This is a genomic window from Paraburkholderia tropica, from assembly GCF_900109265.1.
Lineage (GTDB): Bacteria > Pseudomonadota > Gammaproteobacteria > Burkholderiales > Burkholderiaceae > Paraburkholderia > Paraburkholderia tropica.
The window spans coordinates 34,057-48,688 of sequence record NZ_FNZM01000022.1; the positions used below are offsets into that span (position 1 = coordinate 34,057).

At 62.1% G+C, this 14,632-nt stretch carries 16 protein-coding genes; 5 read left to right on the plus strand and 11 right to left on the minus strand.

Annotated elements, in window-relative coordinates:
* The first annotated feature begins 174 nt into the window (after positions 1-174).
* Complete coding sequence (locus BMY06_RS30745) at positions 175-966, plus strand: AraC family transcriptional regulator (RefSeq protein ID WP_074986901.1); 792 nt, start codon at positions 175-177, stop codon at positions 964-966.
* A 348-nt stretch (positions 967-1,314) separates the two neighbouring features.
* Here BMY06_RS30745 and BMY06_RS30750 read toward each other — a convergent pair whose 3' ends face one another.
* From BMY06_RS30750 to BMY06_RS30760, 4 genes are all read right to left on the minus strand, one after another.
* On the minus strand, positions 1,315-1,818 hold the full coding sequence (locus tag BMY06_RS30750; protein ID WP_080180873.1) for a lysozyme inhibitor LprI family protein: 504 nt from the start codon (positions 1,816-1,818) through the stop codon (positions 1,315-1,317).
* Positions 1,805-2,308: a lysozyme gene (locus BMY06_RS30755; protein WP_074986902.1), complete on the minus strand. Its 504-nt coding sequence runs from the start codon at positions 2,306-2,308 to the stop codon at positions 1,805-1,807. The genes BMY06_RS30750 and BMY06_RS30755 overlap by 14 nt, the downstream gene beginning before the upstream one ends.
* Before the next feature lie 114 nt (positions 2,309-2,422).
* Positions 2,423-2,935, minus strand: a complete 513-nt coding sequence (locus BMY06_RS38225) for a PAAR domain-containing protein (RefSeq protein ID WP_082991773.1) — start codon at positions 2,933-2,935, stop codon at positions 2,423-2,425.
* A 2-nt stretch (positions 2,936-2,937) separates the two neighbouring features.
* Positions 2,938-3,453 (minus strand): PAAR domain-containing protein, encoded by a 516-nt coding sequence (locus tag BMY06_RS30760; protein ID WP_074986903.1) that lies wholly within the window; start codon positions 3,451-3,453, stop codon positions 2,938-2,940.
* Between the two features lie 408 nt (positions 3,454-3,861).
* On the opposite strand from BMY06_RS30760, the gene BMY06_RS30765 reads away from it, so the two are divergent.
* Both BMY06_RS30765 and BMY06_RS30770 read left to right on the plus strand, forming a co-directional pair.
* Positions 3,862-5,208 (plus strand): MFS transporter, encoded by a 1,347-nt coding sequence (locus tag BMY06_RS30765; RefSeq protein ID WP_074986904.1) that lies wholly within the window; start codon positions 3,862-3,864, stop codon positions 5,206-5,208.
* Positions 5,209-5,246: 38 nt separating this feature from the next.
* Positions 5,247-5,861, plus strand: coding sequence for a carboxymuconolactone decarboxylase family protein (locus tag BMY06_RS30770; RefSeq protein ID WP_074986905.1), 615 nt, complete (start codon positions 5,247-5,249; stop codon positions 5,859-5,861).
* 31 nt (positions 5,862-5,892) lie between these two features.
* Here BMY06_RS30770 and BMY06_RS30775 read toward each other — a convergent pair whose 3' ends face one another.
* The 5 genes from BMY06_RS30775 to BMY06_RS30795 form a co-directional block, all read right to left on the minus strand.
* Positions 5,893-7,167 (minus strand): hypothetical protein, encoded by a 1,275-nt coding sequence (locus BMY06_RS30775; RefSeq protein WP_080180877.1) that lies wholly within the window; start codon positions 7,165-7,167, stop codon positions 5,893-5,895.
* 272 nt (positions 7,168-7,439) lie between these two features.
* Positions 7,440-7,748: a hypothetical protein gene (locus BMY06_RS30780; RefSeq protein ID WP_074986907.1), complete on the minus strand. Its 309-nt coding sequence runs from the start codon at positions 7,746-7,748 to the stop codon at positions 7,440-7,442.
* A gap of 262 nt (positions 7,749-8,010) precedes the next feature.
* The gene (locus tag BMY06_RS30785) at positions 8,011-9,012 is read right to left on the minus strand and encodes a hypothetical protein (RefSeq protein WP_074986908.1); all 1,002 of its coding nucleotides are present in this window, start codon (positions 9,010-9,012) and stop codon (positions 8,011-8,013) included.
* Between the two features lie 68 nt (positions 9,013-9,080).
* A complete protein-coding gene (locus tag BMY06_RS30790) occupies positions 9,081-9,551 on the minus strand; it encodes a GFA family protein (RefSeq protein ID WP_244144263.1) in 471 nt (156 codons plus the stop codon).
* 35 nt (positions 9,552-9,586) lie between these two features.
* Positions 9,587-10,429 carry a DMT family transporter gene (locus BMY06_RS30795; protein WP_065058820.1) on the minus strand — a complete coding sequence of 281 codons (843 nt, stop codon included), beginning with the start codon at positions 10,427-10,429 and terminating at the stop codon, positions 9,587-9,589.
* 153 nt (positions 10,430-10,582) lie between these two features.
* Between BMY06_RS30795 and gcvA the strand changes: the two genes are divergently transcribed.
* Positions 10,583-11,491: a transcriptional regulator GcvA gene (gcvA, locus tag BMY06_RS30800; RefSeq protein ID WP_074986909.1), complete on the plus strand. Its 909-nt coding sequence runs from the start codon at positions 10,583-10,585 to the stop codon at positions 11,489-11,491.
* Positions 11,492-11,631: 140 nt separating this feature from the next.
* On the opposite strand, the gene BMY06_RS30805 is transcribed toward gcvA, so the two are convergent.
* Positions 11,632-12,582, minus strand: a complete 951-nt coding sequence (locus tag BMY06_RS30805; RefSeq protein ID WP_074986910.1) for a LysR family transcriptional regulator — start codon at positions 12,580-12,582, stop codon at positions 11,632-11,634.
* A gap of 116 nt (positions 12,583-12,698) precedes the next feature.
* Between BMY06_RS30805 and BMY06_RS30810 the strand changes: the two genes are divergently transcribed.
* Positions 12,699-13,196 (plus strand): GNAT family N-acetyltransferase, encoded by a 498-nt coding sequence (locus tag BMY06_RS30810; protein WP_074986911.1) that lies wholly within the window; start codon positions 12,699-12,701, stop codon positions 13,194-13,196.
* A gap of 96 nt (positions 13,197-13,292) precedes the next feature.
* On the opposite strand, the gene BMY06_RS30815 is transcribed toward BMY06_RS30810, so the two are convergent.
* Positions 13,293-14,630: a cytochrome c gene (locus tag BMY06_RS30815; protein WP_080180899.1), complete on the minus strand. Its 1,338-nt coding sequence runs from the start codon at positions 14,628-14,630 to the stop codon at positions 13,293-13,295.
* Between the last annotated feature and the right edge of the window lie 2 nt (positions 14,631-14,632).

The window sequence follows — 14,632 nt, forward strand, 5'->3', positions numbered from 1 at the left end:
GTGAACAAAGGGCTGGACCGCGCTGGCGAGGTCAGATGATACAAGTTAGCCCCGCGCAGAGGCGGACGACTTGTTCGATCAGCCGGACAACTTTTGTCCAGATGGAACGTTATGGAAGCTTTTTCGACACAAACGGACACTCCACGTACGAAGCCGAGAGGCGGCGCGCAGCCTGTGCCGCCTCCCGCGAAGAGCGATTTGCCGACCGTGTTCGGTCAGGCGATCGAGTACGAATCGGGCTCGCGCGAGATCGCGCATACGCACGCGCGCGCGCAGTTGCTCTACGCGACGAGCGGGTTGATCCGCGTGCGCACGCCGGCCGCGAGCTGGGTCGTCACGCCCGATTGCGCGATGCTGGTGCCGCCGCGCGTCGAGCACGAGCTGGAGATGGTGGGCAAGGTCGGCTTTCGCACGCTGTACGTCGATCCGTGCCCGGCGATCGGCGGCGACGAAGGCCGACTGCTGCCCGTCAACGGCCTGCTGCGCGAGGCGATTCTCGCGATGGTCGAAGAACCCGCACGCACGCGCGAACCGGGCAGTCTCGCCGATATCCTCACGCAACTGATCGTCAATCTGCTCGCCGCGGCATCGCCCGCCGACGATCAGCCTGGCCGTCTGCCGCTGCCGCAGCATCCGCGTTTGCACCGAATCTGCCAGGCGCTGATCGAGCAGCCCGCCAACAACGATTCGCTCGAACATTGGGGCGACCGTTTCGGCGCGAGTTCGCGCACGCTCGCGCGGCATTTCCAGCGCGAAACCGGCATGCCGTTCGCGAAATGGCGCGAGCAGATGCGCGTGTCCGAAGCGATGTGCCTGCTGTCGACGCATACGCCCATCGACGAAGTCGCGAGCTGCCTCGGTTACGCCGACGCGAACTCCTTCGCCGTGATGTTCAAGCGCGTGCTGCAGATCACGCCGCTGAAGTATCAGTCGATGATGTGCGCTGCGGGGGCGGAGCCGGCGTGAATCGGCGTGATTTGAACGGCAACACGCGCCAGTTGTCTGAATCATCCTCGGCGTGGCACGTGTTGCGCACCTATGCGTACACCGCCGCGAGGATTTGCGACGTGAAGATAGCCGGACCGCTCATTTGGGAATCGCCTACCCAAGCGGGTTCAATACTCGCACGACAAGCTACGACGACAGGGGCGTAATGTATTGCGTCTTGACCTTCTGTTCCTGGTTCATCGTCCTGATCCCCCATTCAATTAAAAGACACATAAATCGCGTGAATTGCAGAAATCAATTCAAAGGACTTCGGGTTGCCGCATCGCAAAAACGACCCGTCGAAACGGGGCGGTTAAAATAATCGAATTACTGACGTGCATCCGGGGTACTCAGCTCGTCAATTCTCGAATTCGTAATTTTCTCCATGCATGCGTAAAAATCAATGAAACGTATAGATGCCTCACCAATTTCATACACGTTCGCGTAGCATTGATTATCGCGATAATTTTGCCAGTTTATTTGTGCACGCTTGAAATACGGCAGCGCGACGGGGTTGTGATTCTTTCTAATTTCCATGTCGTTTTTTGCGATTTCCTTTTCATTTTCTTCTACTGCCTTAGCGAGAGTTGCATTCGCCGCTTCAAAACTAAATTGCGCGCACGTTGCCATTTCCATACCTCCCAGGTTTTCGTTTTTACAATGCGCCTTGATCTGGTCCGGCGTCATTCCTGGATACTGCTCGATGGCTGGTTCAGCTTTCCTGTAATCAAAGCTGGCCCCATAAACTGTAGCGGCATCCGCAATTGGCGCGACAACCATATAAGTGGAGATGCCGAACACGCAGACAGGCAAGAACTTAGTGAGTCGCATCGTAAACTCCCGTATCAAACAACCGTGCTTCCCTCTGGCGGCGGCCAGAGACAATGTTAGCTATGAAACCGCGTATCACATCGCGCATCCGTTCGTATTCGCCATGATTCAGAAAGTCTGCCAAGTATTGAGCCCTGGTTCCAGGCCACGGGTCATGGGGTCCGCGACCAGTGCCGGTATTGAACAATACGGATACCAGTGCATCATATTCGTACTGATATAGCGGCACGTTAACGCTGTTGTTGATCGCTCCTTCGGCAGGCTCTCGATCGTGTCGGAATAGTTCTTTTGCGCGTTCGAGTGTGATGGTTTGTCCCATATGCAGATTGTCGGCGGGCCAAACGCGATGTCCTAAACCGGTCGTTGGAATTCCGTGTCCATCGTCGTATACCTGCAAGATGAAGCCTTGGGAAACGGGAAGGTTGTTTGTATGATGGTGAAGCACCTGATGATACGTACCATTGAGAATTCCACTTTCAAGGACGGCCATGAAAGTTATGCCTTGCTGCGAGAGAGTCCAAGGCTTGCATAACCGATCGGTCTGCAAATTAACACACGAATTCGGGTTCGTATTCGTTACTGCGCTTCCAAGTGCGTCAGGCATTTACATTTCCTCTCTGTGCCCAAGATAAACGTGAATCGAAGCAGCGTGTTCCGTTGCATATCGCGCGGTACGGCCTTGCTCGTCGGTGGTGCCGTGTTCAATCTCACCAGTTGATAGCCGCACCGTGTAGTACGTTCCGCGCATCGGCGTGCCGCGCGCGTCGCACAGCGTGAACTGTTCATCGTGGAATGGTTGTATTGCTACGGCGGTGGTCTGTGAGTCGCTTTCGCAATCCTCGGAATAAAAGAAGGGCGATTCACCGCTCGCAAGCACGCGATTTTTGCCGCATGGGCAATAGACCGGCGCAAGGTCTTTAACGAAGGATTGGCCTTGGTCCATTACGCTATGGGCGGTGCCACCAACGGGCCACACGCCTTTGCAGTTGCCGCATGTTGCCTTGTCTTCGGCCAGCGCGAAGGCTCTACCGTCTTCGTTAAACCAGTCCGATCCGGGCCCGAGGATGGACCCGCCCGTGGTCGTGCGATCGTCTTTCAGTGCAAGTCTGGTAGGCACGACTACTTCTTGTGGCCGATGTACACGGCAATACGGCACTCGCCATCAGTTTGATAGCGCGCGGTATAGCCGTTCGAATCTGTTACGCCTTTCACCGTTGCACCGGATGGCAAACGAACGGTGTAATAGGTATCCGCGAGCGGGTTTCCGGCGCGATCGCATAGCTTGAACCGTTCGTCGTGTGTGGCGCTCTGCCTGTCGAGTAACGCGGCCAGGCTTGCTGCATAACCCATGTCCCCCCATTCGTCCTCCCAACTGTGAGAGGCGCTTGCTTGCGACGCACTGAAAACCGGCGGCGGTGAACACTTGCAGATACAGATATCGTCTTCCAGCGCCTGTTGCTTCCCCCGCATCGTTGCGTTGCGGTGCGGCCCCGCCGACTCGATATAACCGTGCGATTTACAGCCTTCGCACCAGACCTTTGCTCCGATAAACGTAATCGGTATGCCGCGGTGCGTGCAGTTTTCTGCGCCCTCCAGGACAATACCTCCCGCCGTGGATTTATCGCCTAGCCTCAACAGATAACGCCTCGTGTGCGTGCCTTCGTTCGATTACAGGTATGGAAACCGTGCAGATACGCGACCGGCACAGTCACGACGGACCCTCCGCCGCTAACCGGTAATCGTCGGATTACGCAAGGGGGCAGACCATCAGACAATCTTTAAAGTGGAGTTTGATTTATCCGTATTGCGTCGCGATCGAAACGCAATTTGACATTCGACAAATTGAGTCCGATATCGCAATTTATTCAGATGCGCAAACGTCGCCCGAATAAATAAGCCCGCCACGCCACGTCTCTCAACACCCCAAATCACCATTCCCACATTCCTTATAAGCCGCCCGACTTCAAACCAAAGCACAAATCGTTGTTAGGAAAACGACAGCAACAATGATCAACTGGTCGGCTTTCCTATGCTGATCGGATCATGTCAACCCGCTCCTCTTCGTCGCCGCGCAACCGCGCAGCACGCGCCGGCTTCGCCGCGTTCATCGGCACCACGATCGAGTGGTACGACTTCTACATTTACAGCACAGCCTCCGCGCTGGTCTTCAGTCACGCGTTCTTTCCCGCCAGCGCGAACGGCTTGACCGGCATCCTCGGCGCGTTCGCCGCGTATGGCGTGGGCTTCTTCGCGCGTCCGCTCGGCGCGGTGATCGCGGGGCATTTCGGCGACCGCATCGGGCGCAAACGCGTACTGGTGTTTTCGCTGGTGTTGATGGGCATCGCCACGCTGCTCACGGGTCTGCTGCCGACCTACGCAACCGCCGGTCTGCTGGCGACTGCGCTGCTCGTCACGCTGCGGTTGCTGCAAGGCGTCGCGACCGGCGCGGAATGGGGCGGCGCGTCGCTGCTCTCGGTCGAGCACGCGAGCGAGCGCTCCCGCGGTCTGCTCGGTTCGTTCACCCAGGTCGGTTCGGCGGCGGGCATGCTGCTCGCGTCGGGCACCTTCCTCACGGTGCGGCAGTGGCTGTCCGCCGATGACTTCGCCGCGTGGGGCTGGCGTCTGCCGTTCCTGTTCAGCGTGGTGCTGGTGGCCGTCGGCGTGTTCGTGCGCGCGCGCATTCACGAGCCCGCGCCGTTTCTCGACGCGCAAGCCGAAGGCAAGCTCCGCCGCCTGCCGGTCGCCGACGTGTTCCGCCATCATCGCCGCGCGCTGTTCGTGACGATCGGCCTGCGCCTGCTGCAACCGGCCATGTACGCCATCGTCACCACCTACGCGATCAGCTATCTGAACCTGAAGCGCGGCGGCGCGTCGTTCGCGCTCAGCGCGGTGATCATCGGCTCGGCGTTCGCCATCGTCGCGACGCCGCTATGGGCCGCGCTGTCCGACCGCATCGGCCGCAGGCGTCCTGCGGTGTGGGCCGTGGTCGGCATCAGCCTGCTCGTGTGGCCGTTCTTCTGGTTCCTCGATCACGGCGATCTGCGCTATCTGCCCGTGGTGTTCGCCATCGAACTCGCGCTGTTCGACGCGGCCATCTACGCGCCCGGCGCGGCCTGGTTCGCGGAGCAGTTTCCCGTCGAGGTGCGTTACAGCGGCATTTCGCTGGGTTATCAGATCGGCACGCTGATTTCCGGCGGCCTGACGCCTTTCGTCGCCGCGGCACTGCTCGTGCTGGGCAACGGTTCGCCGTGGTACATCTGCGCGTATATCAGCGCGTTGGGCGTGTTGAGTCTGATCGCCGTGCTGGCGGCGGCCGACCCCGCGCGCCGGTTGCGCGACGCGCGCAACGCGTCTGCGCCGAGTGACGCCGCCATTGCGAGCCCGCGTTGATTGCTCGCGCCGAGCCCATTTTTAAAGAGTCAATTTCGATGAGCGAACTCCGCACACACGACGAAGAAGCCCGCATCGTGGGCGCACTCGAACGCAGCCACGCCGGTCCGAAAGCCTTCCGCACGCTGTCCGCGCCGGTCTGGCGCGCGGGCCGTTTATCGGAGAAGGACAAGCATCTGGTCGCCGTGGCGATTGCACAGATCACGCGCTGCGCGTTCTGCATCGAGCATCACGCCGCGCTCGCGCGCAAGTGCGGCGCGACCGAAGCCGAAGCGCTGGCGGTGAGCTACGTGAGCGCGGCGCTGGAATCGATCGGCGAAGGTACGCTGAGCGTCGCGCACGGCACGCTCGCGATCGAGGACGAAACCGCCGTGCGCAACACGGCCATCGCGCGGGCGCGCCTCGCGTTCGCCCAGGCGGTGTTCGCCACCGATGCGATCGCACCGGCGCTGGTGTGGATCACCGCCGCCGCCGTCGCCTATGCGCAGTCCGACGACGCGCGCCGCCAGACGCTGCACGAGCAGGCGCTGGCCGCCGATGCGCCTCCCGAAGCACTGGACGAGGCGTATGCGATCGCCGTCGTCTTACGCGCCGGGGCGGTCTACGCTCACACGCTGCACGTCACCGACGCGTTTCGCGACCAGCACGCCTGACCCGCGCGCGACGCGGATAAAGCTGCGCGGCTCAGACCGCGCGACGCCCATTCGACGCGAACAGCTTGCGCACCTTCGTGCCAAGCCGACGCAAGGGCGCGCGCTTGAGCGCCTTCATCTGCCGACGCGCGCTTTCCAGCGCGCTACGCGTAGCCGCCAGTTCGTTCACGAGTGCGGCGTCCGCGGCGATGCCGTCGATCAGCGCGATATCCACCACGCGCGTCGAGCGATGCAGCGGTACGGCGCCGTGCGGCCAGTTCACGTCGGGGCCGAAGGCGAGCACCTGCGTCGCCTGCGCGAGTTTGCTCGTCCAGAACGATTGCGTTTCCCCGCTGATTTCGCCCGATTCGGCGAGCGCGCGCGACAGCGCCAGCGCGTCGAGGTGAATCTCCAGACCGCGCGTTGCGTCGAAACCGCTTTGGCGCGGACCATCGGCGGGCTGCACGCTGCCGAACGACGGGCTCAAGCCCGACATCTCCGCGATCCACTGCTCCGCGGCCTGCGCATACACGGGCGAACGCGCGGCGAGATCGCAATCGAACACCGCATCCGACGATGTGAACGCATGGCGCAACGTCAGCAACCAATGCGCGAGAAAGCCGCGATAAGCGTCGGCGGGATCGATCTTCGCCACGTATTCCTTGAAGAACGTGAGGCGCTCTTCAAGCGTGATCGCTTCGCCGCTTTCCGGCATCTCCGGCAGCGTAATGCGCAGCGCGTCCATCACCTTGCGTGCGAGCGGCACATGCCGGTTCAAATCGAGCACGGCAAACGGAATGGCGACGAAATGCGCATTGCGATGTTTCGCCAGCAATTCCCAGCACGATTGCCATTGCGTAATCGGATTCTTCAGAACGACGATATGCACCGCGTCGGGAAACGTTTCGTAAAACCATTTGAGCCGTCCCAGCGAGCGGCAGAACTTGAAAACCGGCACGCGCCCTTTTGCGCGCGAAGTCTGCGCGAGCGTATTCAGATAATCGACGATACGCGGCGCCGCTTCGGGTGCATCGCCGGAAAAACTGTCGATCGAAAACACTTCGTCGTAACCGGCGATCCCCGGTTGATCGCCATCGAGCAGATGCGCGAACTCCGCGAAATACGGGCTTTCCAGATTCGGATGCCCCGACCGCCAGCTGCTCGACGTGCTTTTGTCGAGCATGTCGCGATCGATGGTCGCGAGCATTTCATGCAGCGGTTCGTAATATCCCGTCACCTGATCCAGATTGCGAAAACAGGACCATAACCACGTCCCCGCCGTTCGATATCCGGTATGCAGGAAAATGGCTTGGGGTTCGGGCTTCATGCGACCTCGGTAATGAATTCAATTGCCCGTTGCCGAATGTATCCGACGACAGACCAGCGTTAAAACGCTGGAGTGTAGGCCGGGTAAAACTTACTCAGGTTACAGCCAACATTACGGACGATTACGAATTGAATTCAACCGGCTGACGCGGCCACGTTCAACGCGGTCAGGGTCGACTCGCACCAACAAGCAAAAAACCCAGGCGGATCAGGCCTGGGCTTTTTTGCAACGCAACGCAAAGCGCACGCGGCGCGCTTGAATGGCGCGAATGCTCAGTGCTGCGATACGAAATTCGCCGGGACGAGCCAGCGGAAACCGGTCAGGACTTTGCCCTGGAACTGGCATTCGACTTGCGCGGGCACGAGCGATTGCGAGCGGCGGTCTTCCATCATGCCGCTGACGGTGATCGAGCGGCCATCCGCCGAGGGCCGCTTGTCGCTGACCGAGACGAGCGCGGGTTCGGCGGACGCCTGCATTTTATCCACGCACTGATCGGTATTTTTCTGGGCTACGGACGTGCAGCCTGCGAGCGCCAACGCAGCGGCGATCAGCGCGAATGCCACGAGCCTGTCCTTCTTCATAGGTTCTCCCTCACACTTCCAACAAGGTTCATTGTCTCCAGATTCATACGGCATGCCTGGCCGACGCCGATTCTATCTCAGCGGCGAGTCAATTCTTCATATCGATACGGAGAGATTCGAATCGCGCGGCGATCAGGCACCGTTCGGGCATCGTTTGAACGCGGCGGAGCGCGCCCGAGCACAAACTGAGCGCCGTTAATAATCGGCAAGAAGATCACGCCATCGAGCGGGAGAAGCCGCCATTCAAACCGCGGCGCAACGCTCAGCGCCGCATTCCGCCGCCCATTGCGCCACCGGCGCCGAAGCTGCCGCCCGACCAGCCGGTGCTGCCCGAGCTCTGCGTCGTGCCCGATTCAGCGCTGTCCGACTGGCTGTCGTCGAGCGACGTCGCGCGCGCGGTACTGCGATTGCGTGTGAGCGTCACGCCCGCCGCATTCGGCCCATGCGCCGCGTCGAGCGCGGCGAAACCGCCGGCATCATGCGGGTGATGCGCCGGCGGCGCATTCGCATTGAGCGCGGGATGCGCGCCATACACGTAGCCCTGCCCCACGCCGATCGCGAGGCTCACGCCCACCGGCCCGCAACCGGTGCTGATGACCGCCGCTTCCTGCGTGAACGAGCCCATCGTGCCCACGCCCGCCGACATTTCGCCGCTCACCGACACCGGCGCGCATTGCATCGCGTCGATCACGACGCCATTCTCCGGCACGACGACATCGATAAAATCGGTGCCGCCAATCATCACGCTCGCCAGTTTGCCGGGCGCGAGCACGCCGCCATGACTCGGGCCCGTCGTGATGAACTCGACATCGGCGGTAAAACCCGTGAGCCGCGCCGCGTGCGGCGGCAGCGTGACGCGATAAGCCGCATCGCGCGGGCCGTCGTCGATGCCCGCGAAACTGCCGCCGCGCGTCACGATGCGAAAGCCGATGCCGGGGAGATTCGTCGCGTAGACATTGCCGAGCCCCGAACCCGTGTCGGCGGGCGCGAGCACGCGCAGTTCGCGCGCGTTGTCCGGGCCGCTACAGGTGAAAGGAATGTCGTTGAGCGCGGCCACGTGCGCCGAACCGAGCACCGTGCCCACCGGCGCATTGAGCGGCACCGAAAGCTGCGCGGGCGACAGCGGCAGCACCACCGCGCCGGGCTGCGCCGTGGGACGGCAATCGGCGTGCGCGAGCGGAATATAAGCGCCCGTGAGCATCGTCAGCGCGACGGCCAGCCAGCGCGCGGCGCGACGCGCGGTCGATTCGAAAGAGCGGAGCATCGTAGAAAAAGGGCAAGTGAGCGCGACCGATTCTACGGCACCGCGATTTCAGTGCCCCGACAAGCAATTTACCGATTGTTACTCCTTGACTCCTGCGCGATGAAACACATCACGCCCGCCTGACGCGCGGGCTCGCCGGTATCGCCCGGATGATGGATGCCGTCCGTCACCGGCACCTCGGCAAAGTCGAACGGGCTGACGCCGTCGAGACACGCCACATTCACCGCGTAAAGCTGCGGATTCGAGCGGCGTTGAAGATGCGTGTGAATACCGCATCGCGAGCAAAAGAAGTGCTGCGCAACGCCGGTATTGAAGCGATAAGCGGACAGCACGTCCTCGCCCTGTAAAAAACACAGTCCATTCGTGGCGAGTGGCACGACAGCGGCGCCACGCATCCGGCAATACGAGCAATTGCAGCGACGAATGCCGTTGAAGCCGTCATTGAGCGTCGCTTCGAAACGCACCGCACCGCAATGGCACTGCCCTTTCATTTTATTCGGATCACTAATCATATGAAAATACCTCATGCCGAAAGTCATTTGCAAACCTTGAATCAGGCGTCAAAGCCCGAGCATTAAATCCCGAGACACACCGCGCCCGCCGCCACGATCAAACACGCGATCCAGCGCGTGACACTCACCGTTTCGCGCAGAAACACGCGCCCGATCAGCACCGCGAACACCACACTGGTTTCGCGCAACGCCGACACCGTACCCATCGCGCCCGACTGAAGCGCCCAGATCACGATGCCATACGCCGCAATCGAGACCAGCCCGCCCATGAGCGATGAACCGAGCGCCATCGGCTCGTCGCGCAACGACGCACGCAGCGGCGCGACGCCGCGCAGCGCGATGAAATAGACCGGCGTCAGCCAGTAGAACAGGAACATCCACGCGGTATAGGCCACCGACTGGCCATCGGACACGCGCACACCCATGCCGTCGATGACCGTGTAGAGCGCAATCGTCGCGCCGGTCGTCAGCGCGGCCAGTGCGCCCGAGCGCGACACGCGGCGGCCCAGCAGCGCGATCGCGCAAATGCCGCCCGAAATCATCGCGATCCCGAGCGCGTGCACCGGGCCGATCGCTTCATGCGCGAACAGCGCCGCGCCGAGCGTGACGAGCAGCGGCGACGATCCGCGCGCGATCGGATACGCGAGCGCCAGATCGTTACGTCGATACGAGCGCACCAGGCTCGCGTTGTAGAAGCCATGCACGAGCCCCGAGGCGACGATATACGGCCAGGACGCGCGCGCCGGCAGCGGACTCGCCACGATGACGAGCGTCGCGACCGCCGCGATGGCGATGCTCATCCACGTCATCGACAGAAAACGGTCACGGTTGCCGTGCAGCATCGCATTCCAGGTCGCGTGGAGCATGGCGGCGAGCAGCACGATACCGCCGGTGTAACTGAGCATGGGCGTGGCGGCGCGATGGCCGGAAGGACGTGAGACAGCGAACGAGGCGCCAGCGAAGCGACGACCCGCGCCGAGAAGCACGAAGGATAACTATCTTGTCCGTGACCGGCAAACCAGATAAATTGCGCTTTCGAACCAGTTAGACTAATTCGAATGAAACCGGTCTTGCCCCCGCTGAATGCCCTGCGCGCCTTCGAGGCGGCGGGACGGCTCGGCAGCTTCAAGGAAGCGGCAGCGGAGCTGCACGTCACGCCTGGCGCGGTGAGCCAGCACGTGCGGCTGCTCGAGGAATGGCTCGGCGCGCCGCTGTTCGAACGGCTCAACCGGCGCGTGCAGCTCACACCGGCGGCGCAGGTGTATCTCGACGAAATCGGCCCGCTGTTCGAACAGCTTTCGCAGGCCACGGCGAAATACGGCGCGCCGCGCGCGGTGCCGCGCACGCTTACCGTCAGTTCGCTCGCGACTTTCACCTTGCGCTGGCTGGTGCCGCGTCTGGCGAAGTTCCGCGCCGCGCATCCCGACATCGAAGTGAAGGTGGAGACCTCGAACGAGCCGCCGGAGAGTCTCAAGGACGGTTACGACGTGATCATTCGCGGCGGCCCGGATACGTTTTACGGTTACGCCATGCGCCCCTTTCTGACCGAGGAGCGGCTGCCGGTCTGCAGCCCCGCGCTGTTGCAGCGCGCGCCGCTGCGCACGCCCGGCGACCTGCGCGCGCACACCTTGCTGCACACGTCGAGCCTGCCGCGGCTCTGGCCCGACTGGCTCGCAAGCGCGCAGATTCCCGCGCTCGCGCCCGCCGCCACGCTGACCTTCGATCACTTCTATCTGACCTTGCAGGCGGCCATCGACGGCATCGGCATTGCAATGGGACCGACCGCGCTGGTCGCCGACGATCTCGCGGCGGGCCGCCTCGTCGCGCCCTTCGCCGGTCCGCGTCTGCCGTCGCGCAGCTATTGCACCTATGTCGCCGATGAAAAGGCCAACGACGAGCGCGTGCTGCTGTTTCGCGCGTGGCTCGAACGCGAAGGCTCGGCGTCGTCGATGGGACGCAATGGGTGAAGCGGCTCGCGTGCCTTTACGACGCGGGTTGCTTCGGCGGGCGAAAGACTGCCGCGAAAACCAACGTCGGCATGCTCACTTGGGAGATCGTCGAATTGGGCGTCGACGGCGCCCGTTCCTGTATTCGTGATTCCGGCCGCTTAATCACGCCCCTTGCGCGCCGTCGATCCGCGCGAATCCGGCACGGATTGCAGCAACTGATCGCGAATCCAGCGGTGCGCAGGCGTGCCCGCATGCCGCGTGTGCTGATAGATTTTCAGCGTATAACGCGGCGCATCAAACGGCGTCGGATAGATCGCAACCGGCGCGGCATCGCGCAGGATCAGTGCGGCGCGATGGGGGATCGTCATCAGCAAATGCGAACGCGCGACGATAAACGGCGCGACGAGCACGCTCGGCAACTGCAACGCCACGTCACGCATCACGCCAAGCCGGTCAAGCACGAGATCGATCGAGCCGCGCGATTCGTCCCACGGCGTCACCACCACGTGTTGCGCGGCGAGATACTGCGTCATCGTCAGCTTGCGCCCAATTGCCGGATGCTTGCGGCTCGCGATCACCACGTAGTTGTCCGAAAACCAGTCGGTGCTTTCGACGCCCGCAGGCAACGGCAACGCTTCCTCGTCGTAACCAAGCGCGAAGTCGATGCGGCCCGACGCGAGTTCGTCTGCGGATTCGCGGCCCCGCGAATACACCACCTTGAAGCGCAGTCCGGGCGCGACCTGCTGCATCCGCGCCATGAACGCGGGCAGCATGGCGAACGCCGTGTAGTCCGTGGCGGCGAAGATGAAGGTGCGCTCGCTCGCGGCGGGATCGAACTGCCGCGCGGGCGCGAGCCCCGCGTGCAGCAGATCGAGCGCCTCGCCGATGGGGCGCATCATGCCTTCGGCAGTGGCCGTGGGCCGCATTTCATTGCCGATGCGCACGAACAGTTCGTCGGCCATCGCGTCGCGCAGACGCGCGAGCGCGTGACTCAACGCCGACGCGCTCATCGCCAGTTCTTCCGCCGCCAGCGTGACCGAACGATGGCGCACGAGCGCGTCGAAAACCAGCAACAGGTTCAGGTCGAGCCGGCGCAGATCACGATGCATAACGTTCAATCTATGATGACAACAATGCAGTATACGCAGGTTGGATATCGACTACCATCGTGAGTCCGTTGCTGTTCTCAGCAGTTCTATTGCTCATCTGGAACCCGATTACGCTTATGGCACTGACCATCCGGCCCGCCACCGCCGACGACGCGGCCCTCATTCTTCATTTCATTACCGAACTCGCGATTTACGAAAAGGCCGAAGATCAGGTTGCCGCGACCACGGAAACTATTACGTCCTCGCTGTTTGGTCCGCAATCGCCCGCTAAAGCGTTGATCTGCGAACTCGACGGCCGCGCCGTGGGTTATGCCGTGTATTTCTTTTCGTATTCGACGTGGCAGGCGAAATCCGGTTTATATCTGGAAGACCTCTACGTTTCGCCCGATGCGCGCGGCCAGGGCGCTGGCAAGCGGCTGTTGCAGCATCTCGCCGGTATCGCGGTGGAAAACGGTTGCGGCCGTTTTGAATGGAGCGTGCTCGACTGGAATACGCCGGCAATCGAGTTTTATCAATCGCTGGGGGCGAAACCGCAGGCCGAATGGATTCGTTATCGCGTCGAGGATGAAGCGATTCGCGCGCTTGCATTGCAGTCGCCGGAAATTGCCGCGTAGATCGCCATGCAACTGTAGCGTTAAGCGGACGACCCGAGCGGTCGAAAAAAAAGCGGGCCGAAGCCCGCTTTTTGCATTGGCGTCATACGTACGCACTTAACGCATCTTCGCGACTTTATCCGCCGTAATCGTCGCGGACGGATTGCCGAATTGCGTGGTGACGTAATTCACCAGCGTCGCGACTTCGTTATTGCTCAACTCGCCCGCGAATGCCGGCATCGACATATGACCGTTGTTGGTCTGGCGGCTCACGCCGTGCAGCACGACCATCGTGAGATTGTCGGCATTCGACGCGCCCACGCTGGTGTTATGCAGCAGCGACGGATACGCGCCCGCATCCTTGCCGCCCACGCCCGTGCCTTGCCAGCCGTGACAGCTCGCGCAATTGGCGTTGAAGAGCGTGCGGCCGTCCGCTGCCGCGCCGCCACCGAGCACGGTCAGCGGTTGATTGCGCAACGCGGTCACGCTCTGCACCGGCGAACCCCAGCCATAACGCGGCAGGCTCGTGGCGCTCATGCCATTGTTCTGCGCGGGCACCGTGCGCAGATACGTCGCCATCGCGCGCAGGTCCTGGTCCGAAAGAAAGCGCGTGCTGTTCTCGACGACTTCCGCCATCGGTCCCGCCGCGTTCGCCTTGCCGGGCGCCGCGCCGTCACGCAGATAGGCGATCAACTCCTCGTCGGTCCAGCCGCCGATCCCGGCGACGCGGTCCGGCGTGATGTTATACGCCGTCCAGTTGCCGAGTTGCGCGCCCGCGAGCGACTGGCTCGACAAGCCCTGCATGAAATTACGCGGCGTATGGCACTCCTGGCAATGCGCGAGCGCACCGACCAGATACGCACCGCGATTCCATTCGGCGCTCTTCGCGGGATCGGGCTGGAAACGGCCCGAGTCGAAATTGAAGAGATTCCAGAACACCATCGCCCAGCGCTGGTTGAACGGGAAGCCGAGCGTATTCGCAGGCACGGCCTTCGCGACCGGCGCAATCGTACGCAGATACGCGCGGATCGCGAGAATATCGTCGTCGGTCAATTGCGTATAAGACGTATACGGCATGGCCGGATACAGACGCTTGCCGTCCTTCGATTTACCTTCGCGCACCAGGCCGATAAAGTCCGCATCGCTCAGATTGCCGATGCCATAGGTTTTATCCGGCGTGATATTCGTCGAATAAATCGTGCCGAACGGCAGATCGAACGGCACGCCGCCCGCATAAGGCTTTGCCTTGTTCGACGTGTGGCACGCAATGCAGTCCGCCGCGCGTGCGAGATATTCGCCGCGCTTGACGAGCGCAGCGTCGTCGCTCGCGCTGGCCGCGTGCGCGAGCGTGCCGGTCAGCGCACCGCTCAAGGCCAGCGCGCCGGCGGGCAGCCATTTGCGCAATACGTTGAAGATGCGGCGCGTGTGGGTTGTCGTTGTGTGGGTCAGTTTCATCG